The sequence below is a fragment of the Corynebacterium suranareeae genome (assembly GCF_002355155.1).
Classification (GTDB): Bacteria; Actinomycetota; Actinomycetes; order Mycobacteriales; family Mycobacteriaceae; genus Corynebacterium; species Corynebacterium suranareeae.
In genome coordinates this window covers 1,098,727-1,122,760 of the sequence record NZ_AP017369.1, presented here as the reverse complement: position 1 = coordinate 1,122,760, position 24,034 = coordinate 1,098,727, and the positions used below count along the sequence as shown (strand labels likewise).

The window sequence follows — 24,034 nt, the reverse complement described above, 5'->3', positions numbered from 1 at the left end:
AAATGTGGTGTCTTATCAAAGACACCACATTTTTTTCTTATTCGTAGAAGCTTCCAGCGGATTGGCTAGATCCGGAACTTCCTGCAATTACTTCACGGACACTGCTGCCAACCTCGGAGCTTTGGGAGCTACCTGTTGCACTTCCGATTACGGTACCAAGGCTTACGTCAGAGGAAAGCTCTGAAGAAGACTCGCTGGAGGTTACGCCGTTCGGGTTGTAAGTCGGAATAGGGCCACCATCAAGGCCAAACCCTTGCATCATGAGTGGGTAGAAGCGATGAAGTGCTTCATTCCAGTAGTCCCATGAGTGGGTTCCGGTTGGGCGGAAATCATAGTTGATGTTTTCAATGCCCATTTGATCAGTTGCGGCTTTGAGGTTGTGGGTGCATGTATTGGACATTGCTTCGATCTCAAATCCGACAAGCACGCGGTTTTTAAATGCATCCTCATCGATTGGTGCATTGTCACCGATGACATCAATTTCAGAGAAGATGCCGGAGCCGGAGAAGATATAGAGGTTGTCTTGTTCTTCTAGTTTCGCGGCGTTGAGCAAAGGATCATTGTAGCGAGAGTAATCGCTGTCTACTTCTCCAAAGATCTGTTCTGGCACAACATTGCCGTTGTAGGCGGTGGCTGCGATGCCGCGTCGTCCCATCCATGAATTGGTTTCGGCACATCCAGAAAATGAGCCGACAGATGAGTAAAAGTTGGGGTTGTGCGTCGCAAAGTTAAGCACCGAGCCCCCGGACATGGACATGCCTAGGATGCTGCGTTGCCCGTCTCCCCCGATGGCCGCTTCTAGCGGCTCAGGCAGTTCGTGTGTGAGGAAAGTTTCCCACTGTTGCGCCCCGCCCATGTCTTCGCTTTCGCCTACCCAGTCAGCAAAGAAGCTGTAAGAGCCGAGCATCGGCAAGATGAGGTTGAGGTTGTTTTCGCTGGTCAGCTCATCCAGATCGGTGCTAGATACCCAGTTTTGTCCACCTTGGCCACCGTCACCGCCTCCAAGCGCGTACACGGTTGGGCGTGGTACTGAGGTATCTTCTGGAACGACCCACACGAGCGGGATGGTTCGACCCATGGATGGCGAATACGCGTTGATCTGGCGGATGCGATCCCCGTCTACTCCGACGAATCGTTCCAGTCGTGCCAGCACTTCAGGATTCATATCGATTGTTGCTTTGGGCAATGCATCTTTGCCATCGGGGTACCGCGGATCGGTGTACTGCGGTCGAGCTGAGGTCACAAAACCAGATGACGCGCTGGCATCGGAGGATCCCCAGCTGGTTAATTTACTTCCAAAATAAGGAAGATTGGTCAAGCCTTCTGGGCGGTCTTTGATGTCGTCGATTGGGTTGTAGTTCATACTCGGATCCATGCCGTAGTCATACGCAGCTTCTTGCGCTGTGGCGACGCCGGTACCCGCTAGGGTCATTCCGAATCCGATTGAACAAGCAACGGCAACTGAGAGGACGCTGGACTTTCCTTTACGCACTGTTTACTCTTCCTGTTCGTTATGCATAATTTTCTACATGCACTTGTCATATCTTCACAGATAGATGAATTTGTAACAACCTGCCCCAAAATCCCCAAAAATTTTTATCGCGCATATCCTTAAAGGCATGGAAATTCCGCGCCCCACGTCCCTCATCGATGTCATCACCGACGGCGTCCTCGGCCAATCATGCATTGACCAGGCGTTTGCTGCCCAATTAGGTCGTGTTACTGGAGTTGAGTTTAATCTTTCCGACGATGCCACTTCCGCCAATGTGCGCATCAATCGGGCTGCGGGCGCGCATTTTGATACCACGGGTGAGGTCATCGCGTGGATTGACGGCCAAGAATTAGAATGGGTCAGCACCCGCGGCCAGGACTTAAGTATCCCGGAATTACACGGTGTGCAGCCTCTTCATGACGATCTGATCACCGCAGCACGCACGCTGTATAACAATGCGCCAGCGTTTATCGCACCTCTGTGCAACGGCCGCAGCGCCCTAGTTATCATCAACCACACCCCTAAGCTTGACGACGCCCGCCGCGGCCTCATCGAAGCACTACCTCGACTGCGGCCCGGCATGGATCACAAAAGAGCTTTAAGCTCTTTCGCAGCATTCCGAAACTTAGGCATCCGGTTTGAACACAACCGCATCGCTTTCAGCGACGGCACCTCAATTTTGCTGCAAGAGGGACAAATCATCGAAATAACAGGTGGGCTGGGCTTACGCGATGTGCGCGCAGATGCGGCCTTCATGTCCGCTGAGCACCAATTGCTTTTCGACGCCATCTCTTCCTCTCACAATGTCACATTTAATTCAGACACTAACGTTGCGACCGTAGAAAACGAACACCAAGTCCGCGCCCTACCTTTGGCAGTTATCGATGGATCCCGATGGGTATGGGCGTGGTCATTGCGTGAACTCGACGGGCAAGCCACCGCTGGTCTTGCTCGTTTCGGTTACGACAACGGACTTCTCCTTTTAACCAACCCAGAAATCACTGTTGATCAAGCCCAAGCCTTCGATCTTATTGACGTGGCTAAACAGGTACTGCGAGTGTGGACCCACGCTGTGGTTCGCCAAGAAGATGGCACTGCCGTGGTCCTACTTCTTGATCATCCACGACTTCACCTCCCACCAGCCTCGCATGCGGCAGTGGAAGCAACCTTGTACCACCGGCTACCAAGTGATATTGATGCTCGCCGTGCCGTAGCCTCCTACGCTGCACACCGCGAACTCCCCTTCGATGGCTTTGCGATCACCGTCGAAGGTCAACAAATCAATGTCACTTTTGAAGGAGATCGCCTGATAAAAGTGGGTTAATTTCCCAGGAGAACCCACGCGACGACGGCTAACGCTGGCAACACCATCACACCGATTAAAAGCCAGGCTCCCCCGCGGGCCATATTGATGACAGTCGTGTGGCCGTCTTCGAGTTCTACAAACACCCGCTTGTCGGAGGCATCGTGGTAGATGATCCCCCACTTCAACTGGGAATCATCTTCACGAATCGGAATCGCACGATCAATCAGCATTTGCCCTCGCCGCAAAGACACCATCAATGTCCAGGCAAGTACTGCGATCGCGATGATATACACTGCCATCTCAAAATGTCCGACAACACCAGGCCCATTAAGTCTGAGGGCAGAAATACTTAAAATCGCTGCCAAAAAGAAACTGAACCACCCAATGCAGCTTTGGATATTGTTCAAAAAGGACCAGCGCCTGGCTAATTGCACTGCGGAAGCTTCCGGATGGTCTGCCGCAAGGTTTTTAGATTGCGCAGAAATCAGCAACGACACCCCGAGGGAAATAACCAGAATCAGCACCGCACCGGCGATGACTCTAGCCACCAACGTTTCTCGATTCATCGGGGGCGCGTAAGAACCACCTAAAGCAACAAGTCCGCTGTTTACTCTGTCGGGCATTTTTGTTGGCACGAGGGCGAGCATGGTTATTGCTGCTACCACATCGAAAATGATGATCCCAACAATTCCCAGGTACCACGCCCAGGGAACGGCGATCTTGCCCAGCGGCTTCACTGCCCTACCCTTCTTCAAGCATTGTGTATACAGTGGCCCCATCAATCGAAAGAGCCACTGCTACGCTATCAAAAGTTGGGCTATTTTATGAATTGTGACTCATCAACATCTTCAAAATTATCAGGTGTAAAAGATGCGTTTCGATCCTTATCCACCAACACAGCACGCACACCTTCAACAAAATCCGGTTGACGGATCATAAACAGTGACATCGCTAGTTCATTGTCTAATCCTTCTCGCAGAGTGGTTGCTTTACTGTTTTGGTGCATGAGTTTTACTGTTGCCACTACCGAAGCGGGAGCCGCAGAAGCCAAAAGCTCACGAGTCTTAGAGACAAATGATTGGTCAGGGTGGGACCGGAGGGAGGCGTCGATAAGCGCCCAAGAGCTTAACCCAAAGGTCTCCTCAATCTGGCTGGTAAGGCCGGCCAGCTCGCTGCTGTCTTTTGGTTGCGTGGAGAATTTTTCCAGCGCCGCATCGAGCGAATCGCCAATGACCGTGTCAATGAATACTTGGGTGTTTTCTGCATCGATATAGTGCGTTGCAACACCTGCCCACAACATATCCGCGGGGCTCATAAGCCAGCCAGTAGTAGCCAAAAATGTAGCGACAGCCAGCGAAGATGCACGCTGCGCGAAATAAGTGAACCCGACATCAGGGACATATCCAATCGCCATTTCGGGCATCGATGCAAAAGCGTTTCCGGTAATGATGCGGTGGGAGCCATGGATTGAAATTCCCAAACCGCCACCCATCGCCACGCCGTTGATAACAGAAATCACAGGCTTTGGATACGTTCCCAACACATTGTTCATCACAAACTCATCCGTGAAGTACTTATCCCCCGCAGCTACATCACCATTCAGGACACTTTCGCGCACTGCCCGTACGTCCCCGCCCGCGCAAAAGGCACGCTCAGAAGTGGAATAGATAAGCACCTGTTTCACCTGATCAACATCCACCCAGGCATCGAGCGCTTTCGAAACAATGTCAATCATTTCCTGATTAAGCGAGTTAAGAGCTTTAGGACGATTAAGTTCCACCACACCAGTGGATTGCTGAATGAATGTATTAACAACTTGAGTCATGAAAACCAGTGTGGCACATCACAGGGATTCTGCGCGCGTGTTTAACCAAGTCCGGTGTGACAGAATGGGAAATCGAGACATAATCGGAAAGGAATCCAAACAAATGGACTTTCGCCTCGTCGCGACAGACATGGACGGCACGCTTTTAAACACCCACCACGAAGTTCCAGAGAAATTTTGGGACATTCTGAAACAAATGCGTGAAAAAGGTATCGCTTTCGCCCCTGCCAGTGGCCGCCAACTAGCCACCCTACAAAAGCAATTCCAGCATGTTGGTGAACCCATTTCCTATATCGCAGAGAATGGCACCGTCGTAGCCCACAATGGCGAAATTATCTCTTTGACCACCCTCGATAACGACACTGTTCACTCAATCATTGATGCCGTACGCGCGTCTGAAATCGATATGGGAGTAGTTGTCTGCCGCCCAGAACGCGCCTATGTTGAACGCAATGACGACGCCTTCCGCGCTGAAGGTTTGAAATATTACGTTTCTATCGAAGAGGTTAAAGACCTCCACGAAGCAGTCAATAATGAAGTAATCAAGGTCGCTATCTTTACTTTCCAAGATGCCGAAAAGGACTGTGCTCCAATCATCCGGGCAGCCGCACCCAACGCCAACGTTGTCGTATCCGGCCAACATTGGGTAGATGTTATGGATCCTTCAGCCAACAAAGGTCAGGCTTTAGCAAAACTGCGCGACGCTTTAGGCCTGGAAGAATCCCAAACCTTAGTCTTTGGCGATTATTTGAACGATACTGAATTGATCAAGGCTGCCGGAAAATCCTATGCCATGTCCAATGCCCACCCGGACATTTTGGAATTAGCAGACGAAATTGCTCCATCCAACGTCGATGAGGGTGTTGTCGTGGTGCTGGATAAGCTGTTGAACAGTTAAGGGCTTCATCTGCAGCTTGGGGGTTTGGGCACCCAAGCTGTAGAAGGCGATTTAAGGGGTCGGAGTATGGCGCATGACTCTTTGTATGGATTGCGCCTGTTTGAGCGCTTGAGGGCGATTATGACGGGTGCCTATTTTGGGGCTAGTGGGGCAATTGTGAAACCTGTAGGTTTGCTGATCAAGAATCGGATTACCTAGCATAAGTGAAGCTCTAAATCGAACGAATATTTGCACGAACCGCTCACCTTAGTGCAAATATTCGACCAAAATGGCTGGCGAGCATTTCAGAACGAATATTCGCATATACGTTCCCTCCAAAGTTGCTTCTTATTGAGCAGGGATTAGACCGTGTGATTGAAAGCTAGGCTGCCCCATCTATTTCTTGGACTTCTTTTTGCCTTTACCCTTCTCGGAATCCTTCTTCTTGGATTTCTCTTCCTTTTGAATGCGTTTTTCTTCCAAATGTGCTGCCACATCTGGGACATAACGGAACTCATCACGTGGAGGACGCACGTAATCAGATTCAGAATCTGGTCGGTGAGGGATCTCCGGCAACGGTCGATCGATCTTTTCATAAGGAATCGTGGAGAGCAGATGCGAAATTACGTTGATACGCGAACGCTTCTTGTCTTCAGATTCCACGGTGTACCACGGTGCCGAAGGGATGTCGGTGTGGATGAACATCTCATCTTTTGCACGTGAGTAATCCTCCCACCGGGTAATTGACTGCAGATCCATTGGTGAGAGTTTCCATCTGCGCAGCGGATCACTCAGGCGATCTTGGAAGCGTTCAATCTGTTCTTCATCAGATACAGAGAACCAGTACTTGCGCAGGTGAATGCCGTCTTCAACTAGGAGGCGTTCAAAAATTGGGGCTTGGTGGAGGAATCGTCGATACTCTTGGGAGGTGCAAAACCCCATTACACGCTCGACGCCGGCACGGTTATACCAGGAGCGATCAAAGATGACGATTTCACCAGCAGTCGGTAGTTTTTCAATGTAACGCTGGAAGTACCACTGCCCTTTTTCCCGAGAGTTTGGGGTAGGCAACGCCTCAATCCTTGCGGATCTGGGGTTGAGGTACTGCGTTATGCGTTTGATCGCGGAACCTTTACCAGCGGCATCGCGACCCTCCATGACGATGACTACGCGTGCACCGGTTTCCACGACCCATTGCTGCAAATCAACAAGTTCAGCTTGAAGTCTTTTTAGTTCTTTTTCATAAGCTTTTTTATCCAGCTTTGGTGGATTCTTCCGGAACTCAGGCAGTTCCTGTCCCTCTGTTTTCTTTCCCATGTTTCAAGGGTACAAGGTCAATAGGCAGAGATTAACCGAAACATACAAAAGGCTTTGTTATTAGTGCAATTTCTCTAACAACAAAGCCTTTTGCCAATCAATTCAGTAGACGGTGAAATCGTGGAAACGTTCCCAACCCTTCTTCTTGGAAAACTCGCTCTGAATGATCATCGGAGTTTGCTGCAACAAAGGTGGAAGAGTTTCCTGAGCTCGCAAGAAGTGTTCACTCTTTTGGTGTTCTTTAGCTCCTTCATCCGTCCACACACCGATCACAAGGTATTCACCCGGGTAATCAGTGTTACGGAACCAATCAAAGTAGAGACAGCCTTCCTCTGTCCTGGTTGACTCAGTGAATCTATCTACTGTGTAGCGGAAAGTATCCACGTACTTGGCCTTGGGCTTGAAGCGAATGTTGACGATATGCATACTTCAAGCCTACTTTGTTTCACAAACATTTTACCTGGAATTAGCCAACCAGCAAAGGTGATATTTAGTCGACGGAGAACTCCGCCATACGGTCCCATTCAGTCTTGCCTTCGATCAGGGTGTTAATGATCTCTGGAGTTTCAGACAAGATTGTTGGGAACAATTCACATGCTGCCTTGAAGTGGTCGCTATTGACGTGAGCTTCAGCTGCACCGTCATGGAATGCTTCAATGAGGATGAATTCGTTAGGGTTGTCTGTGTTTACAGACCAGTCGAAGAAGATATTTCCTTCTTCTGCTCGGGTCTTTTCCGTGAACTCTGCTACCTGTTCGCGGAATGTGTCTACGTATTCTGGCAATGGCTTGAATTTCACGTTAATCAAAATCACGCCTCTGATTGTACCGTCAGTTCAGACTAGGCTGAGTGTCAGTGGTCCCGCACACAACAATTATGGGAGGCAGATTAATGACAAGTTCGCTAGATGATGCCCCGCTGCTTGAATTGGATGTTCAGGAATGGGTCAACCACGAAGGTCTAAGCAATGAAGATCTGCGTGGGAAAGTTGTGTTAGTTGAAGTATTTCAAATGCTGTGCCCTGGGTGTGTTAATCATGGTGTCCCCCAAGCTAAAAAAATTCACCACATGATTGATGAATCACAGGTGCAAGTCATCGGGCTGCACAGTGTGTTTGAACACCATGAGGTGATGACGCCGGAAGCTTTGAAGGTGTTCATCGATGAATTTGGGATCAAGTTCCCGGTGGCTGTGGATAAGCCTCGGGAGGGGCAACGCATTCCATCGACGATGAAAAAGTACCGCTTGGAGGGCACACCGAGCATTATTTTGGCGGATCGAAAAGGTCGGATCCGACAGGTGCAATTCGGGCAGGTTGATGATTTTGTGCTGGGATTGCTGCTTGGCAGTTTGTTATCGGAAAAAGAAGATTCCTAAAGCGCTTTGGTCTGCAGGCCGGCGCGGACGGTGTTGGAGGCGTGGGTGGCGGCGTCGATAAGCGAAAAATCTTTGTGCAATGCGGCGATTAATGCTGCGGCGTAAACGTCGCCTGCCCCTTTGACTGTGGTGTCGACGGTGGCTGATGCGATTTCTCGGACGGTGTCGCGGGTGATGATGCGCGTTATGGTCGTGCCTGCTGTTTCTGATGCGCTGGTGATGATGATCCACTCGCCAAACGGTCCAAAAAGCGATTCCGAATCGCCGGCCATGTGCGCAAACTCGAAAGCATTCGGAATAATGCCGGTGGCAAGTGGGCATAAGTCCTGACAGATTGCGGTGGCGATGTCATCGGCAACATAAATTCCTACGTCGCTATCGCCCATGACCGGGTCCACCACGATGCGCACATGTGGATGAGTCTCGCGGATTCCCTGCAGCCACTTAGCTACCACCTGCACCTGGGAAGCGGAGGCGAAATAGCCGGTGGAAATCGTGGAAACCTCATCAATTATGCCCAAATCCACCAGATCTTTCAGAGTGTCTGAAAGCCATTGATCTGACATCGGTTGGCGGTGTGAGCTGGCATAACGAGGCATGGAACTTAATACCACGGTGGGCACAGCCACTACGCGAAGGCTTTCGTTGTGCATTACCGGAATGGCAGCGCTTAGCCCGACCGAGCCATAGACTACCTGGCTTCCGATCATCACCACATCGGCGCGACGCTGATCAAACTCCAGCAGTTCGCGTTGTCTCACAATGTCCTCGCCAACAAATGCCATAAAGCGACTAACCCTCGATTTCTTCGCCGAGTTCTAGCCACTGCATTTCTAGCTCACCGTGTTCTTCCTGCACACCGCGCAACTTGGCGTCTAGTTCCGTGAGTTTTGCGGTATCCATCGCTTCGGCTGCCTCAGCAAGTTGCTGGTTAAGCTTGTTCATTTGCTGGTCAAGTTTGCCCATCTTGCGCTCGAGGGCGTTCATTTCCTTGGTGATGCGGTGGCGTTCCTGGTTGGAAATTCCAGAAGCAGCCTCAGGAGTCTCAGCAGCCACTCCTCCCGAAACAGCCATCCCCAAATTCAGCACACCGCTGTCTTCAGCTGCGGCCATTGCTTTTCGACGCTCCAAGTATTCTTCAATTCCGCCTGGCAGGTTGGTTAACTTGCCGTCGCCGAACAATGCCCAGGTGGAGTCGGTGACTCGTTCGATAAGGTAACGGTCGTGGGAAATAACCACCATGGTGCCTGGCCAACCATCAAGAAGGGATTCCAGTTCTTGGAGGGTGTCGATGTCCAGGTCATTGGTGGGCTCGTCAAGCAGCAACACATTTGGTTCAGCCATGAGCACGCGGGTGAGTTGGAGTCGGCGGCGTTCACCACCTGAAAGATCACCAACTGGGGTGCGCTGTCTCTTCGGTGAAAATCCGAGGCGTTCGGCAAGTTGGGAGGCGGAGATTTGTTTGTCGCCCATCATCACGTAGGTGGCAACGTCTTCGACGCAGTCGATGAGGCGTCGGTTCAGGTCAAGATCGTCTAGTTCCTGGCGGAGCCAGCCAAGCTTCACGGTTTGGCCTTCGATGCGTTTGCCGGCCTGAAGTGGGTGTTCGCCGGCAAGGGTGCGCAGCAGTGTGGTTTTGCCAGAGCCGTTGACACCGACCAGACCGATACGCTCGCCGGGGGCCAAGCGCCAGGTAAGATCTTCAACCAGGATGCGATCATCAGGTGTGGCTACCGTGGCGTCTTCTAGTTCGATGACAACGCGGCCTTGGCGTGATTTGGAAAACGCCATGAGTTCAACTTTGTCGCGTGGTGCTGGCACGTTGGCGATCAAGGCTTCGGCAGCTTCGATGCGGTAGCGTGGCTTGGATGTTCGAGCGGGTGCACCACGTCGCAACCATGCAAGTTCTTTACGAGCAAGGTTTTGGCGTCGTTGTTCAATGGCATCTGCTTGGCGTGCGCGTTCGGCGCGGGCGAAGGTCCAGTCGTTGTAGCCGCCGTCGTAGGAATCCACAACACCGTCATGAACTTCCCAGGTGGTGGTGGCAACGGTATCGAGGAACCAACGATCGTGTGTGACCACAACAATCGCGATGCGGCGTGACAGCAAATAGGATGCCAGCCATTGCACGCCTTCCACGTCGAGGTGGTTGGTGGGCTCGTCAAGCACGATCAGGTCAAGGTCACGGACTAGTGCGGCAGCCAGATTGGTGCGTCGGCGCTCACCACCAGACAAGTTACCCACTTTGGTATCAAGGCCAAGGTCAACAATACCCAGGCCACCAAGAACATCGCGCACGGTAGCGTTTGATGCCCATTCAAAGACTTCTAGGCCTAGAGGTCCAAGCACTACATCTGCAACGGTGTCTTCATCATTGAGTTCCGCACGCTGTGTCACCACCGCCATGCGCAGGTCAGAGTTGTGGGAGACACGGCCTTGATCTGGTTTTTCGATGCCAGTAAGGACTTCCAGCAAGGTGGTTTTACCGCCACCATTTAAACCGACGACACCGATGCGGTCACCGGTTTGAATACCTAGGGAGACACCATCAAGAAGCGTTTTTAATCCCCATGTTTTGGAGACGTTCTCGAGATTAATCAGATTGGCCATTGTGGTTTTTCTTCGACTCCGATACTTAAAATTTTTATGATGTGATGGATAAAATATGCGCACCGCGCTGGTTCGCGCCCACGGCTGCGGGGCCGGTGGCGGTGTAAGCGGCGTACACCTGGCCGGCGTCGAGAAGCGCTTCTTTAACATCTTGCGCTTTGTTCTCTGATTCGCACAAAAATACCGTCGTAGGGCCAGAGCCTGACACGATTCCCGCGAGTGCGCCGGCTCGGGTGCCTTCTTGGATCACGCTGCGTAATTCGGGGCGCAAACTTAACGCCGCGCTGGTTAGATCATTGTGCAAGCACCGCGCAACCTCGCTGGCATTGCCCGTGAGCAGAGCCGCGCTGAGCTCGTTGATGTCCATGCGCGATTGCGGATTCAACTCATCGTGCTTTTTGAATACCTCAGGTGTGGACAGACCATGCGCCATCGCAGCCACGAGCCAATGTAGCTTGCCACGCGTCAACATATCTACCAGCTGCTCGCCGCGACCTGTACCACGCATGGTACCGCCTAGCAGGCAAAACGGCACATCCGAGCCGAGCTCCGCAGCAACTTCCAGCAACGTGTCTTCGCCGAACGGCCCAATCCAGGCATCCACCGCGCGCAAGGTCGCAGCCGCATCCGCAGACCCGCCAGCCATCCCACCAGCCACCGGAATTCCCTTGGCGATATGAAGCGAAACCGCAGGCAATGGCTCCTTTACCGCGCGCCGTTCAACCAACGCATCCACTGCGCGCCACGCAAGATTGCTGGCGTCTTCCGGCACCCCACGGGCGCCAGTCACAGATAATTGCTTGACGACGCTCCCCTCCTCCACCAACTCCTCATCGTGGGTGGTCAAGGTGACAGTGTCAAACAAATCAATGGTTTGAAAAACCGTCATGAGCTCATGAAAGCCATCATCGCGGGCAGGGCCAACACCTAAATGAAGATTTGTTTTTGCCCACGCTTTTGCAACAATAATCAATCTTCATCCTTTGTTTGCAGCGCACCCGCTAGACGCACATAGTCGGTGACATCGAGTTTTTCACCCCGAAGGCCTGGATCAATTTCAGCTGCGCGCAGTGCTTCTTCAGCGGCTTGACCTGATCCAAAATGTCCAGAAAGTGCCGCTCTGAGAGTTTTACGGCGTTGCAAAAAGGCGGCATCAATAATCGGCCACACTTTCTTGCGCGTTTCATCATCTTGGTTCCACGGAGTTTTCTCCCGCACGATTTTCACCAAACCGGATTCAATCTTCGGAGCAGGCCAAAATACATTCTTACCAATTGCCCCGGCGCGAGTAACTGGACCATAAAAGGATGCCTTGACGCTGGGGACTCCGTAAATCTTGGAACCAGGTTCTGCGGCCAAACGATCAGCCACTTCAGCCTGCACCATGACAAGGACTTTGTTAATGGTGGGGAATTCTTCCATCATGTGCAACAGCACGGGAACAGACACGTTGTACGGAAGGTTGGCCACCAGTGCCGTGGGCTGTACAGCCATGTCGGATTGCTGAACCTTCAATGCATCTTTCAGCACAATGCTTAGCTTGTGAGCAAGTGCCGGTGCGCGCCACTGAAACGTCTCCGGTAGCTCTGCTGCAAGCCGAGGATCAATCTCCACTGCAGTAACGGATGCTGCTGATTCCACCAACGCCAGGGTGAGTGAGCCCAAACCTGGACCGACCTCAACCACGTGGTCCTCTGGGGTTAGCTCTGCAGCAGCAACAATGCGACGCACCGTGTTGGGGTCATGAACAAAGTTTTGCCCCAACTTCTTGGTTGGTGTGACATCGAGCTTTTCTGCTAGCGCACGGATTTCTACCGGACCGAGCAGTTGTGCACCTGAGGATTCTTCCATAGCATCCCAATTTACCCATTGGGTGCCGGATTTCTACTATCGGATGCCCAAGCTCGCGGTGCATGCAGGCCACGCACCCCAGCCTTGTGCTGCTTGAACCTTTTCAGCAATGGCGATCTGCTGCTCACGCGTTGCGCCGGATGCATCACCGGAAAACGCTCCACCACCGTAGGCAAGCCAGGTTTGTGGGTGGAATTGCAGACCACCGGAAAAACCATTACCGGTGTTGATTGCCCAGTTTCCACCGGATTCACACTGTGCCAACTGATCCCACACGGAGTTTGCTGCAACGGTCTTTGTGCCACGACTAATGGTTGCTGGCTTTGCTGCAGTGAGTTCAACTTCATTGATCACCGTGGAAGATTCTTCCTGGCCATTAACAGTAGTTACGGTGCGGGTAACTTCTTTGGTTCCCGGGGTTCCTTCTTCGATGACAGTTTCATCACCAGCTGGAGCCTCTGGGTCATCGACGTAGGTTGGTTCTGCATCGAAAGGCACGGTTTCTGTGACTTCGGTGTTTTCAACGCGGTCGATTTGAATCTGAGTGTTGTTCTTCAGTGGCTGGTCGAGTGGCACATTAACACGGTCCTGAGCGCCTAACTCAATATCGCGAAGTTTTAGAGCATCCTCCACGTTTGACGCAGCCAAAGAAACATAAGTTACCTTGCCGCCATCATTAATGGAAACGATCTTGGGCTTTGTCACGCTGACTTTAAGACCAGATTCTGGGATGGTCTCTGAAAGATCAGCATCCACAGCATCAGCACCAGTGATGCCACCAACTTCTTGCAATAGATCTTCCACAGACACAGCCGTGGTTGTCACAGTTTGGGTTTGGCCTTCCACCACGAGCGCAACCTGCTTAGCGGTGCGCACCGTCACGGTATCTTCATCGCTGATGGCGGAATCCAAAGATGGCGAGACAATATCTTGGTCACCCACGACAACCCCAGCCTGAGCCAGGACTGCCTCAACGGTTCCAGACATTGTCACCAGAGACATTTGCTCGCCGTTGACATCAAGAACAATGTCTTTTTTGGTAGCTGCAGCGGTTACTCCGCCGATAAGCAAGGTGGCAAGCACGCCACCGGTAGCCAAACGCAACGGCACCGAGCGGGTGCTGTTGATTCGGTTGATCCGTGACTTCTGATGGGGCGCCATGTAGAAACTTCTTCGCTCTCGGGGGACTCAGGGAAATTAACAGTTAGTCACAATACGGTAACAAACTACCCCCGTCCATTACCAAAACGCAGTGGCGTGCAACTTCATAAACTTCAGTCACACCCACCACAACGCTAACGGCCGACCATTGCCAACGTACCTAACGTGAGCTACCTCACGTTATGGATTTGTAACCCCATAAACACGATCAAAGTTCTCATTCAAGGCAGCCGCAACATCCTCAACAGCCATGCCCCGAACCTCCGCGATACACAGCGCAGTGTGACCAATCAAAGACGGCTCATTCCTACTTCCCCGAAACGGCTCCGGGGTCATATAAGGCGCATCGGTTTCAATCAGGATCTGGGAAATCGGCGCAATCCTCGCAGCCTCCCGCAACTCCTCATTGCGTTTAAACGTCACATTGCCGGCGAAACTCAACACGTATCCACGATCCAACGCTTCCTTCGCCATCTCCAACGGCGACGAAAAACAATGCAGAATCGTATCTTTTGGAGCTGGAGCATCCGCCAACACTCGCATCAAATCAGCATCCGCCTCACGATTGTGAATCATCAACGGCTTATCCGCACTAATCGCTAAATCGACATGCCAGCACAGCGCCTCCTCCTGCACATCCAACGCCGCTGTGTTTTCTGGATCGTGAGTAATCCAATACGTATCCAAACCTGTCTCACCAATGGCCACACAATTTGGATCCGCAGCCATTTCAGTCAGCCGCGCACGCGCAGCCTCATCCAACTGATGCGCCTTTGTCGGATGAATCGCACACGCAGCAAACACATTGCCAAACTGTTGCGCGGCCTCCAGCGCCAGCTCGGCCTCGGCCAAGCCGTCACCGACGGTACAAAGCTTTTCGACGCCCGCCTCCTTCGCCCTTTCCACCAACCCAGCAAGATCCCCTCCACACGACGCCAAATGCGTATGCGCATCAATCAAGCCAGGAATAAATTGGGCAGGAACGGGAATGGGGCGAGGCTTCTTCTTAGACATAGTGGCCTTTATTCTAGACCCATGCAGATCATTGATCTCTCCCATGCCTTTAGTCCAGGCCAGCCCCACTTCCCTGGTGATCCTGACCAAGAAATCAAGACGGTCTCCACGATTGAAAACGATGGCTTTTTAATGCATCAATACACACTCATTGGCCCTTGGGGAACGCATGTGGATGCACCTGCGCATTTCGACCCGCAAGGTCGGACACTTGATCAGATCCCAGTGGATGAAACTCATTTACCCCTTTATTGCCTGAGGTTTTCTCGCCCCGATCTATGTTCGACTGCTGACGTAGAAGCTTTTGAACATACACACGGGCAAATCCAGCCAGGATCCTTCGTCGCGCTCCACACTGGATGGGAGTGGGGTGAACAAGGTATCGCACCTGGCTGGTCCATTGAGGCTTTGGAGTTGCTCCATGAACGCGGAGTCATCGCCATTGGCCACGATCTTCCAGACACTGACCCATCACTTGAGGCACAACGCTGGTGGCTGTGCCATGATCATTGGCAGATTGAAAACCTAACCAACTTAGATAAAGTTCCTGCCACTGGTGCATCGATCACTTGTCCTTGGCCAGTTCCAGTAAACGGGGCTAGTTTCCCAGTGCGCCCAATTGCGATCTTCCCAAAGCATTTATCCCCTGCTAGCTAGGGCAAACGGCAAAACACTCTCTGAAGTTCTTTGCGCTATGCCATTTCCTGCAACTGTCACGGACCAGCCAGTGTCAATTAGATCTGTCACCAACAAAATGGGTCCCGGAACTAGTTGCAGGCCTTTTGACCAATCCCATTGTTTCAACAGGGCTTCAACTCGGTATGCGGAGTTTTGCGCCATCACTTCCTCAGCACCTGGCAGGACCGGGAGTATACCTGCAAAGTTCATACGTCCAACGCTGGCGATTGATTGAGCTACCTGGATAATCATCTCCGTAGATGCACTGTTGGTGTTGCCGAGTGCTGCTACGTTGGCTGGTCTGTTGCTCCAATCCCAGTTTTTCAGCACCTCAATGATGTGTGCCATCCATGGATCATCAGAATAAGCTCTGCTGTCTAACAAAGCCTTAAGTGCGGGTCCTCGCGCGATATCGTTAAGTCGACCCAAAGCTCGTCCCTCTTCCAGCCCTGCGATTTTACCTTTCACGCTGATTCCAGTGGGCCACATTTTTCGTGGTGCAATGCTCACACCAGGTGTTTGAAGCTGTTGATCTACCTTCAAGGTGATCTCAGCATCGGTATCAAGTCCCCAGGTTTTGCCCGTGCAGTTGTCGCAGCGGCCACAAGGGGTGGTTGCTTCCGCGTCGTCTAGTTCTCTGCGGAGATACAGCATGCGGCAATCAGTGGTGTTTTGATAATCCACCATGCTTTGTTGCTCAGTTTTCCTAGCTTGTTCAAGCCCTGCATAGCGCTCAGCATCGTAGATCCACTCTTGCCCGGTAGACACCCAGCCACCGCGCACGCGTTTGACTGCTCCATCAACGTCGAGCACCTTTAGTACTTGCTCAAGTCGTGAGCGGGAAAGATCGACTTGTGCTTCTAATCTGACGGTGGATTGTGCTTCATCGGTTAAAACTGCAAGTAGTTGGCGGACAACTTCTTCACGTGGGAAAGATACTGATGCAAAATATTCCCAGATCTCTTTGTCTTCAGTACCTGGCAGCAAGATGACATCAGCACGGTCAGTGCCACGCCCGGCGCGACCAATCTGCTGGTAATAAGACACCGGTGAGCTGGGGCTTCCCATGTGCACCACAAAACCTAGATCTGGCTTGTCAAAGCCCATGCCAAGTGCGGAGGTTGCCACTAATGCTTTGATCTCATTGTTGATCAAAGCATGTTCTAATCGCTCGCGCTCTCCTGCTTCGGTTCGACCAGTGTATGCGGCAACGTTCCAGCCAACAGAATTGAGTGCATCAGCAAGATCATGTGCTGCGGATACTGTCAGACAGTAAATAATGCCTGAGCCAGCCAGTTCTTTGAGGTGGGTGGCAAGCCAGGCTGGACGTTCGGTGGGGTTCGGGAGATTCACCACGGAAAGGTATAGAGATTCTCGGTCTAGTCCACCACGAAGCAAACCTGTGCCCTCACCTAATTGCGCGCGGACATCTTCTACCACGCGGTCATTCGCGGTAGCGGTGGTTGCAAGCACTGGAATATTAGGCGCAAGTCCTGCTAAAAGGTCGCGGATACGGCGATAATCGGGGCGGAAATCATGGCCCCAGTCTGAAATACAGTGCGCTTCATCGACCACAACCAAGCCTGTTTCAGCTGCTAACCGAGGCAAAATAGTATCTCTAAAGTCAGGGTTGTTGAGGCGTTCGGGTGAAATCAGTAGCACATCAGCATCACCTGAAACGACTTGCTGCTGGATGGCTTCCCATTCCGTCATGTTGGCACTATTTAGTGTTGCTGCTTTAATACCCGCACGCTCAGCTGAGGCAACCTGGTTACGCATCAGTGCAAGCAGTGGAGAAATAATAACTGCTGCGCCAGCACCTCGAGCGCGAAGCAGTTTGGCTGCGATGAAGTAAACGGCTGATTTTCCCCAACCGGTTCTTTGGACTACCAGCATGCGTTTGCGTTGGTTTACTAAAGCATCAATTGCTACCCATTGATCATCGCGCAGCTGTGCACCAGGACCGGCAATTCCAGCTAGTAAGTTGTTGGCTTCTTCTCTCGTTGCGTTCATATCTTCCACCTAACACCACGGGGTGGACACGTACTCCCCCGCACCACCCCCGACAAGGAAAAAGAGCAGGTCAATCAGTTTTCTGATCAACCTGCCCTTTCAGTTCACAGTTATTTCTGCACTGGCGCCCATTCCGGGCCAGTCTCGCCGAGCTCCGGATCAAGCTTGGCAATTAGTGGCGCAGGCTTTTCCAATTTTGTACCTGGCACAACATCAATGCGCTGCCACTTAGCCAGCTGGGTCTTGTAGTCACCCATGATCACTGGATAGGTGTGCTCTGGATCTGGTAGGCCCACACCGATGGGCTGGCGTGGCGATTCATTGGTTACTTCCACGATCTGTGGCGATGCAGCCCAGATGCCATCACGGCCTAAGGTCTCATGCACCTTTTGAGCAGTATGTGGCAGGTATGGGGTCAGCATGGTGTTGCAGTCAGATACAACCTGCAGTGCCGTCCACAGCACGGTGGCAAGGCGCTCACGCTTGGTCTCATCCTTGGCAAGCTTCCATGGCTCTTGTTCAGCAATGTAGGCATTAGCCTCACCGACAACATGCATGATTTCGGTAATGCCTGCCTTGAACTTGGACTGGTCCAAGTTTGCAGCAACAGACTCAAAAGCAGAGGTTGCCAGGTCGAGAATCTTCTGATCAGATTCTTCCAGTGCGCCAGGAACAGGCACTTCACCAAAGTTCTTGTGCGCCATGGATACGGTACGGTTGACCAGGTTGCCCCAGCCGTTTGCCAGTTCGTTGTTTACACGGCGGACAAACTCGTCCCAGGTGAAGTCGGTGTCGTTGTTTTCTGGTCCCGCGACAGCAATGAAGTATCGCAGTGCATCTGGGCCGAACTCCTTGAGGAAGTCCTTGACGTAGATAACAACGCCCTTGGATGAGGAGAACTTGGATCCGGACATAGTCAGGAACTCAGAGGAAACAACCTCTGTAGGCAGGTTGAGCACACCGAGGTCACCGATCTCTCCACCACGGGATCCCTTGCCTGCGTAGCCGAGAAGCTCAGCGGGCCAGATCTGGGAGTGGAAGGTGATGTTGTCTTTGCCCATGAAGTAGTAGGACTTGGTTTCTGGATCATTCCAGAACGTGCGCCATGCTTCAGGATCACCGGTGCGGTATGCCCACTCGATGGATGCGGAAAGGTAGCCCACGACAGCGTCGAACCAGACGTAAAGCTTCTTGGCGTTGTTGTCTTGCCATCCTTCAACTGGGATGGGGATTCCCCAGTCAATATCGCGTGACATTGCGCGAGGGCGAATATCCTCTAGCAGGTTGAGCGAGAACTTCAACACGTTTGGACGCCAGTCTTCACGTCCTTTAAGCCACTCGGTGAGCGCTTCAGCAAGTGCTGGCAGGTCGAGCAGGAAGTGTTCGGTCTCAACAAACTCTGGGGTTTCGCCGTTGATCTTGGAGACTGGGTTGATCAGATCTGAAGGGTCAAGCTGATTTCCGCAGTTATCGCACTGGTCACCGCGCGCACCGTCAGCGTGACAAATTGGGCAGGTGCCTTCAATGTAACGGTCAGGCAGAGTACGGCCAGTAGATGGGGAAATCGCGCCGAGGGTGGTTTCCTTGATCATGTAGCCGTTGTCGTAGAGACCACGGAACAATTCTTGCACCACGGCGTAGTGGTTCGAGGTAGTGGTCCGGGTGAACAGGTCATAGGACAATCCCAAACCAGTGAGGTCTTCAACGATCTGACGGTTGTACTTATCAGCGAGATCTTGAACGGTGACGCCCTCTTTGTCTGCTTGAACCAGAAGTGGCGTGCCGTGCTCATCGGTGCCGGACACCATGAGCACGTTGTTGCCAGACATTCGCTGGAACCTTGCGAACACATCGGAGGGGACACCAAACCCCGCCACATGTCCGATGTGGCGGGGTCCGTTGGCATACGGCCAGGCAACAGATACGAGCACGTTCTTCGTCATGCGTACCACCTTAATTTATGCCCGGCCGGAAAGGGGTATCAGGGGTTAAAAATTGCTTATCGACGCTTCCCCACCGCGCTCGCCTTACGCTCCCTGCGTCGCTTTGCAGCCAGTTCACGCTTGCGGTGTTCGTTGTGAACACGGCGTTCACGAGCCAAGCGCGCATTGAAGCGTTGCTGTTCGCGGTACTCGAGATAGATCACGTCGTTGCTTAAGTCCTTGACCAACGCAAACATCAAACCGATGATCACAAAGAGAAATGGAGTTGCGGCCACAATGGTGACGTTTTGCAGATTGTTCAAGGCATTGTCTCCACCAGATAGCAGCAGAGTCAAACCAATTGCAGCGGTCGCAAGACCCCAAGCAGCAGATACCCACTTGTTGGCATCAAGCTGTCCGTGCTGGCTCATGGTGCCCATCACGGTGGAAGCAGAGTCAGCAGAGGTAATAAAGAAAGTACCCAGCAAAATCACTGCAACAATGCCCATGATCTGTCCGCCAGGAAGTGCATGGAGCAATCCAAATAGCTGTTCTTCTGCTGCACCGCTACCCCAGATGGATTCTCCATTTTGCTCGAAGACAATCGCAGTGCCACCAAAGATGGAGAACCATACGGTGGATACACCGGCTGGAACGAGCAGCACACCAATGACAAACTCACGAATCGAGCGGCCACGGGAAATGCGTGCCAGGAACATTCCGACGAATGGTGACCAAGAAATCCACCATGCCCAGTAGAAGATGGTCCAGCCACCTAACCACTCACCTGCTGTGCCATCGGCACTCATGGCAGTACGACCTGCCATTTGGAAGAAGTTGGACAGATAGTTGCCGACGGATCCTGGAACAAGGTTCAAAATGGACACAGTCGGGCCAACAACGAATACGAAGATTGCTAGCAGTGCTGCGAGAATCATATTGGCGTTGGATAGGTACTGAATGCCCTTGCCCACACCGGAAATTGCAGACAGGATAAACGCCAAGGTCAAAACAGAGACAATACCGATGATGGTCCAGTCACTTGGGTTTTCAATGATGTTGGCTGCGGAAAGTCCTGCACCGATCTGCATCGCTCCAAGGCCAAGTGAACAGGCGGTTCCGAATACTGTGGCAATAATCGCCAGGATGTCGATGAGCTTGCCCAACCATCCTTCTGCACCTTTTTCACCAATTAGTGGCACGAACGCCGAGCTTAGAAGCTGTTTACGTCCCACACGGAAGGTGGAGTATGCAATAGCTAGGCCCACAATTGCGTAGATAGCCCACGGATGAAGTGTCCAGTGGAACATCGTCGATGACATGGCCACGCCAACGTTGTGTTCATCGTATCCGGGAACTCCATCACGGTAGAAGGTAAGTGGCTCTGAGGTTCCGTAGAACATCAAACCAATACCCATACCTGCAGCAAACATCATGGAAATCCATGACACCGTGCGAAACTCTGGTGCTTCATCAATGCGGCCTAAGCGAATGGTACCGAATTTACTAGCAGCGATAACGACGATAAAAAATACAAAGACTGTGCCAAACAAAATGAAGGCCCAGCCAAGATTGTCAACTACTGCTGACAACGCAGAACTAGCGAAGTTGGTAAAGCTATCTTTGAATCCGATACCCCACACCACTGTCGCAAGGACGATGACTAGGGCTGGAACGATGACTGACCAGTTAAGTGAGGCATCGTCATCTTCGCCTTCAAGGATAATTTCCTCTTCGGCATCGGCCAGTTGCCCTTCCAGGTTAGTGGGATTCTCAAGCAAACCCGCCAGTTCTTCGGTTGCAGTGATTTGCTCTGGTTGAGCATCCTCCACTACCGGTTTCGAATTTGGGTCAGATGTAGTCATAGAACCCACCTTTACTTGGGAAAAACTGGAAAGTAAACCGGAAAACGGAATCTAAGCAGAATTCTGCATCTCAATGACCTGGTATTTTATGTAGACGTAACTTAAAGAACGCCTGTACGTTCGGGTTATGCGCAACCTTCAATCACAATGGCATAACGATTAATTTTCCCTGGCAGAAATAACCGCATCATAGAGCTCATTTTTGCTCACACCATGGGTCTTCGCCAGGTCCGCGCACACCGCTTTTAGCCGCTCGCCTTGATCGACGCGCTGCTGGGCGACGTCGACAAGCGAATCGACGTCCGCCACTATCTCACCCGCGCCTTCAATGACCACGGTGATTTCTCCGCGCACCCCGTCTTGTGCCCATTCTGCCAACTCCGGCAAAGTGCCACGCTTGACTTCTTCGTAGGTTTTGGACAATTCACGGCAGACCGCTGCGCGTCGATCGCCTAAAACTTCCGCCGCGTGAGCCAGGGTTTCTGCGATGCGGTGAGGAGATTCAAAGAAACATACCGCGCGCTTTTCGGTCTTCAAAGATTCCAACCACGTGCCGCGTGCGCCCTGTTTGCGGGGCGCGAAGCCATCAAACGCGAAATGGCCCACGTGCAGCCCCGACAACGCCAATGCGGTTGGCACTGCTGAGGGGCCGGGGAAGCAGGTCACCGGAATGCCGGCGTCGTGGGCGGCGTCGATAAGCGCAAAACCTGGATCAGAAACCACCGGCATCCCGGCATCGCTGACCACCAACACCGTGCCAGTGCGTGCGGCTTCAATAAGCTTGTCGACGCGCGCCTGCTCATTATGATCAAAGTTCGAGACCAACTGCCCCTTAATTTCCACCCCCAATGCCGCCGCCAAAGAAGCAGTCCGGCGGGTATCTTCCGCAGCAACCACCGTGGCATTGGCAAGCGCATGAACCAGGCGATGCGATGCATCCCCAATGTTGCCGAGCGGGGTTGCCGCGATAATAATTCCAGTGGGCAAAGATAATTCAGCAACATGCATGCATCTAGCTTCCCACAAAAACTCCCCAAGGCTCTACAATCAACCAAGTGAGCCAAGCCCTACCTGTTCGTGATCAGGGGCGGGACCAGGGAATCTTCGCTGGTACTCTCCCGCCCGCACCGCCTAAATTCAAGTGGACTCGTCTGGATACCTATACCTGGGCGATTATCGCGGTGTTTGCTTTGATCACGCGTTTTACAGGTCTAAGCAGCGCAACAGCATCTGGCACCCCAGTTTTCGATGAAAAGCACTACGTCCCGCAAGCCTGGGATATGGTTCGGTCCTGGATCAACCCCATAACCGGCGGCATCGAATCAAACCCCGGCTATGGATTAGTGGTCCACCCACCACTAGCCAAACAAATCGAAGCGCTCGGCGAATGGGTCTTTGGATACACTCCCCTGGGCTGGCGAGTTATGGCAGCTTTATTTGGCACCTTGACAGTTTTTTCCATCATGGCGATCACCCGCCGGCTCAGCGGATCAACCATGGTGACGTTCATCGCCGGAATCATTGCGCTCTCAGATGGAGTGCTGCTTGTTTCCTCTCGTTTTGGCATGCTGGATATTTTCCTGGTGTTTTTCATCACCGCCGCAGCATGGTCGCTTATTCGTGATCACCAACAAATGCACCACCGCCTCAACGATTACCTCCTTAAAAACGGTCAAATTACCGATGAATTCGGTCCACGCTTTGGTTTTCGTTGGTGGCGTTTTACTACCGGCATTTTCTTAGGACTTGCCTTTTCAGTGAAATGGTCCGGTCTCTACTACATCGCATTCTTTGGCCTGACCAGCGTATTTTTAGACTTGTGGCTGCGTAAACGATACGGGGTCCGCCGCTATGTCCTAGGCACACTGAAAAATGATGTCATCCCAGCGCTCGGCTCCCTCGTTATCATCCCCGCACTGCTTTATATCTGGAGTTGGCGAGCCTGGTTTGCCTCCGAAACATCTGTGTACCGCCACGCCAAATCAGATGGCACCATCTCAGAAGATTCAATCCTGCAATTGTTTCCTGAATCCATCGCCGGCTGGTTGCACTATCACATCAGCGTCCTTGAATTCCACGGCTCATTAACCACTTCAGCTGGTCACAGTCACCCTTGGGATTCCAAACCGTGGGCATGGCTGGTATCTGGACGGCCAATCCTCTACTTCTCCTCCACTGATATTTCTTGCGACATCGGGGGCACCTGCCGACGGATGATCTACCTCTTTGGTACCCCTGCCATTTGGTGGCTCACCGTACCTGTCATCCTATGGGCACTATGGTCTTTGTTTGCACGCAGAAACCGCGGATACGTTGTCCCACTGGTTGCATTCGCCGCTGGGTTCCTCCCGTGGCTTGCCGCATATGACCGCCAAATGTATTTCTTCTACGCCACCGCACTTATTCCATTCACCATCATCATGCTTGCTTTAGCGTGCGGTGAACTGTGGGGCCGAGGAAAAATAACTGCAGTGGGGCAACCACGTGGATCAATGGCTGTCATTATCTATGTTTCAGTCGTGGTGATGATGTTTATCGCCTTCTCCCCACTCTTTTACGGCTTTGTCATCCCGGATTACGTCTATGAATCCTTGATGTGGTTCCCGAGCTGGCGTTAATACCCGAACCCCAACACTAAGCGAATAAATGTGCGAATACTCGCCACAAACCTTAGGATTTACAGGTTTGTGGTGAGTATTTGCACTTGATGGGCCGTGTATTGCAAA

General features: G+C 52.2%; 21 protein-coding genes. 5 read left to right on the top strand and 16 right to left on the bottom strand.

Going from position 1 to position 24,034, the window contains the following annotated elements; translation table 11 throughout:
• Positions 1-37: 37 nt before the first annotated feature.
• A complete protein-coding gene (locus N24_RS05330) occupies positions 38-1,492 on the bottom strand; it encodes an alpha/beta hydrolase (protein ID WP_096454984.1) in 1,455 nt (484 codons plus the stop codon).
• A 127-nt stretch (positions 1,493-1,619) separates the two neighbouring features.
• Between N24_RS05330 and N24_RS05325 the strand changes: the two genes are divergently transcribed.
• Positions 1,620-2,816 carry a DUF6882 domain-containing protein gene (locus tag N24_RS05325; RefSeq protein ID WP_096454982.1) on the top strand — a complete coding sequence of 399 codons (1,197 nt, stop codon included), beginning with the start codon at positions 1,620-1,622 and terminating at the stop codon, positions 2,814-2,816.
• Here the strand turns inward: N24_RS05325 and N24_RS05320 are convergent.
• Positions 2,813-3,535: a hypothetical protein gene (locus N24_RS05320; protein WP_096454980.1), complete on the bottom strand. Its 723-nt coding sequence runs from the start codon at positions 3,533-3,535 to the stop codon at positions 2,813-2,815. The genes N24_RS05325 and N24_RS05320 overlap by 4 nt on opposite strands.
• 80 nt (positions 3,536-3,615) lie before the next feature.
• On the bottom strand, positions 3,616-4,623 hold the full coding sequence (locus N24_RS05315) for an enoyl-CoA hydratase/isomerase family protein (protein ID WP_096454978.1): 1,008 nt from the start codon (positions 4,621-4,623) through the stop codon (positions 3,616-3,618).
• 103 nt (positions 4,624-4,726) lie between these two features.
• Here N24_RS05315 and N24_RS05310 point away from each other — a divergent pair, with 103 nt between their 5' ends.
• On the top strand, positions 4,727-5,521 hold the full coding sequence (locus N24_RS05310) for a Cof-type HAD-IIB family hydrolase (RefSeq protein WP_096454976.1): 795 nt from the start codon (positions 4,727-4,729) through the stop codon (positions 5,519-5,521).
• 375 nt (positions 5,522-5,896) lie between these two features.
• On the opposite strand, the gene ppk2 is transcribed toward N24_RS05310, so the two are convergent.
• From ppk2 to N24_RS05295, 3 genes are all read right to left on the bottom strand, one after another.
• Entirely contained in the window at positions 5,897-6,817 is a 921-nt protein-coding gene (gene ppk2, locus N24_RS05305; protein WP_096454974.1) for a polyphosphate kinase 2, read from the bottom strand.
• Between the two features lie 102 nt (positions 6,818-6,919).
• Complete coding sequence (locus N24_RS05300; RefSeq protein ID WP_096454972.1) at positions 6,920-7,243, bottom strand: putative quinol monooxygenase; 324 nt, start codon at positions 7,241-7,243, stop codon at positions 6,920-6,922.
• Between the two features lie 64 nt (positions 7,244-7,307).
• The gene (locus tag N24_RS05295) at positions 7,308-7,631 is read right to left on the bottom strand and encodes a putative quinol monooxygenase (RefSeq protein WP_197702375.1); all 324 of its coding nucleotides are present in this window, start codon (positions 7,629-7,631) and stop codon (positions 7,308-7,310) included.
• A 77-nt stretch (positions 7,632-7,708) separates the two neighbouring features.
• Between N24_RS05295 and N24_RS05290 the strand changes: the two genes are divergently transcribed.
• Positions 7,709-8,194: a peroxiredoxin family protein gene (locus tag N24_RS05290; protein ID WP_096454968.1), complete on the top strand. Its 486-nt coding sequence runs from the start codon at positions 7,709-7,711 to the stop codon at positions 8,192-8,194.
• On the opposite strand, the gene N24_RS05285 is transcribed toward N24_RS05290, so the two are convergent.
• From N24_RS05285 to N24_RS05260, 6 genes are all read right to left on the bottom strand, one after another.
• Complete coding sequence (locus tag N24_RS05285) at positions 8,191-8,979, bottom strand: pyridoxal kinase (RefSeq protein WP_096454966.1); 789 nt, start codon at positions 8,977-8,979, stop codon at positions 8,191-8,193. The two genes, N24_RS05290 and N24_RS05285, sit on opposite strands and share 4 nt — an antisense overlap.
• 7 nt (positions 8,980-8,986) lie before the next feature.
• Positions 8,987-10,804, bottom strand: a complete 1,818-nt coding sequence (locus tag N24_RS05280; RefSeq protein ID WP_096454964.1) for an ABC-F family ATP-binding cassette domain-containing protein — start codon at positions 10,802-10,804, stop codon at positions 8,987-8,989.
• A gap of 34 nt (positions 10,805-10,838) precedes the next feature.
• The gene (locus tag N24_RS05275) at positions 10,839-11,777 is read right to left on the bottom strand and encodes a 4-(cytidine 5'-diphospho)-2-C-methyl-D-erythritol kinase (protein ID WP_096454962.1); all 939 of its coding nucleotides are present in this window, start codon (positions 11,775-11,777) and stop codon (positions 10,839-10,841) included.
• Entirely contained in the window at positions 11,774-12,655 is an 882-nt protein-coding gene (gene rsmA / locus N24_RS05270; protein WP_096454960.1) for a 16S rRNA (adenine(1518)-N(6)/adenine(1519)-N(6))-dimethyltransferase RsmA, read from the bottom strand. The genes N24_RS05275 and rsmA overlap by 4 nt, the downstream gene beginning before the upstream one ends.
• Before the next feature lie 36 nt (positions 12,656-12,691).
• The gene (gene rpf2, locus N24_RS05265; protein WP_096454958.1) at positions 12,692-13,816 is read right to left on the bottom strand and encodes a resuscitation-promoting factor Rpf2; all 1,125 of its coding nucleotides are present in this window, start codon (positions 13,814-13,816) and stop codon (positions 12,692-12,694) included.
• A gap of 180 nt (positions 13,817-13,996) precedes the next feature.
• Entirely contained in the window at positions 13,997-14,830 is an 834-nt protein-coding gene (locus tag N24_RS05260; RefSeq protein WP_096454956.1) for a TatD family hydrolase, read from the bottom strand.
• A gap of 21 nt (positions 14,831-14,851) precedes the next feature.
• Between N24_RS05260 and N24_RS05255 the strand changes: the two genes are divergently transcribed.
• Complete coding sequence (locus N24_RS05255) at positions 14,852-15,487, top strand: cyclase family protein (protein WP_096454954.1); 636 nt, start codon at positions 14,852-14,854, stop codon at positions 15,485-15,487.
• Here N24_RS05255 and N24_RS05250 read toward each other — a convergent pair.
• The 4 genes from N24_RS05250 to rsmI form a co-directional block, all read right to left on the bottom strand.
• Positions 15,470-17,521, bottom strand: a complete 2,052-nt coding sequence (locus N24_RS05250) for a RecQ family ATP-dependent DNA helicase (RefSeq protein WP_096454952.1) — start codon at positions 17,519-17,521, stop codon at positions 15,470-15,472. The genes N24_RS05255 and N24_RS05250 overlap by 18 nt on opposite strands.
• 110 nt (positions 17,522-17,631) lie before the next feature.
• Positions 17,632-19,464 carry a methionine--tRNA ligase gene (metG, locus tag N24_RS05245; RefSeq protein ID WP_096454950.1) on the bottom strand — a complete coding sequence of 611 codons (1,833 nt, stop codon included), beginning with the start codon at positions 19,462-19,464 and terminating at the stop codon, positions 17,632-17,634.
• Between the two features lie 56 nt (positions 19,465-19,520).
• Positions 19,521-21,308, bottom strand: coding sequence for a glycine betaine transporter BetP (betP, locus tag N24_RS05240; protein WP_167382039.1), 1,788 nt, complete (start codon positions 21,306-21,308; stop codon positions 19,521-19,523).
• 159 nt (positions 21,309-21,467) lie between these two features.
• Positions 21,468-22,316 carry a 16S rRNA (cytidine(1402)-2'-O)-methyltransferase gene (rsmI, locus tag N24_RS05235; protein ID WP_096454948.1) on the bottom strand — a complete coding sequence of 283 codons (849 nt, stop codon included), beginning with the start codon at positions 22,314-22,316 and terminating at the stop codon, positions 21,468-21,470.
• Positions 22,317-22,363: 47 nt separating this feature from the next.
• On the opposite strand from rsmI, the gene N24_RS05230 reads away from it, so the two are divergent.
• Positions 22,364-23,926 carry a dolichyl-phosphate-mannose--protein mannosyltransferase gene (locus N24_RS05230; protein WP_096454946.1) on the top strand — a complete coding sequence of 521 codons (1,563 nt, stop codon included), beginning with the start codon at positions 22,364-22,366 and terminating at the stop codon, positions 23,924-23,926.
• Positions 23,927-24,034 lie beyond the last annotated feature (108 nt).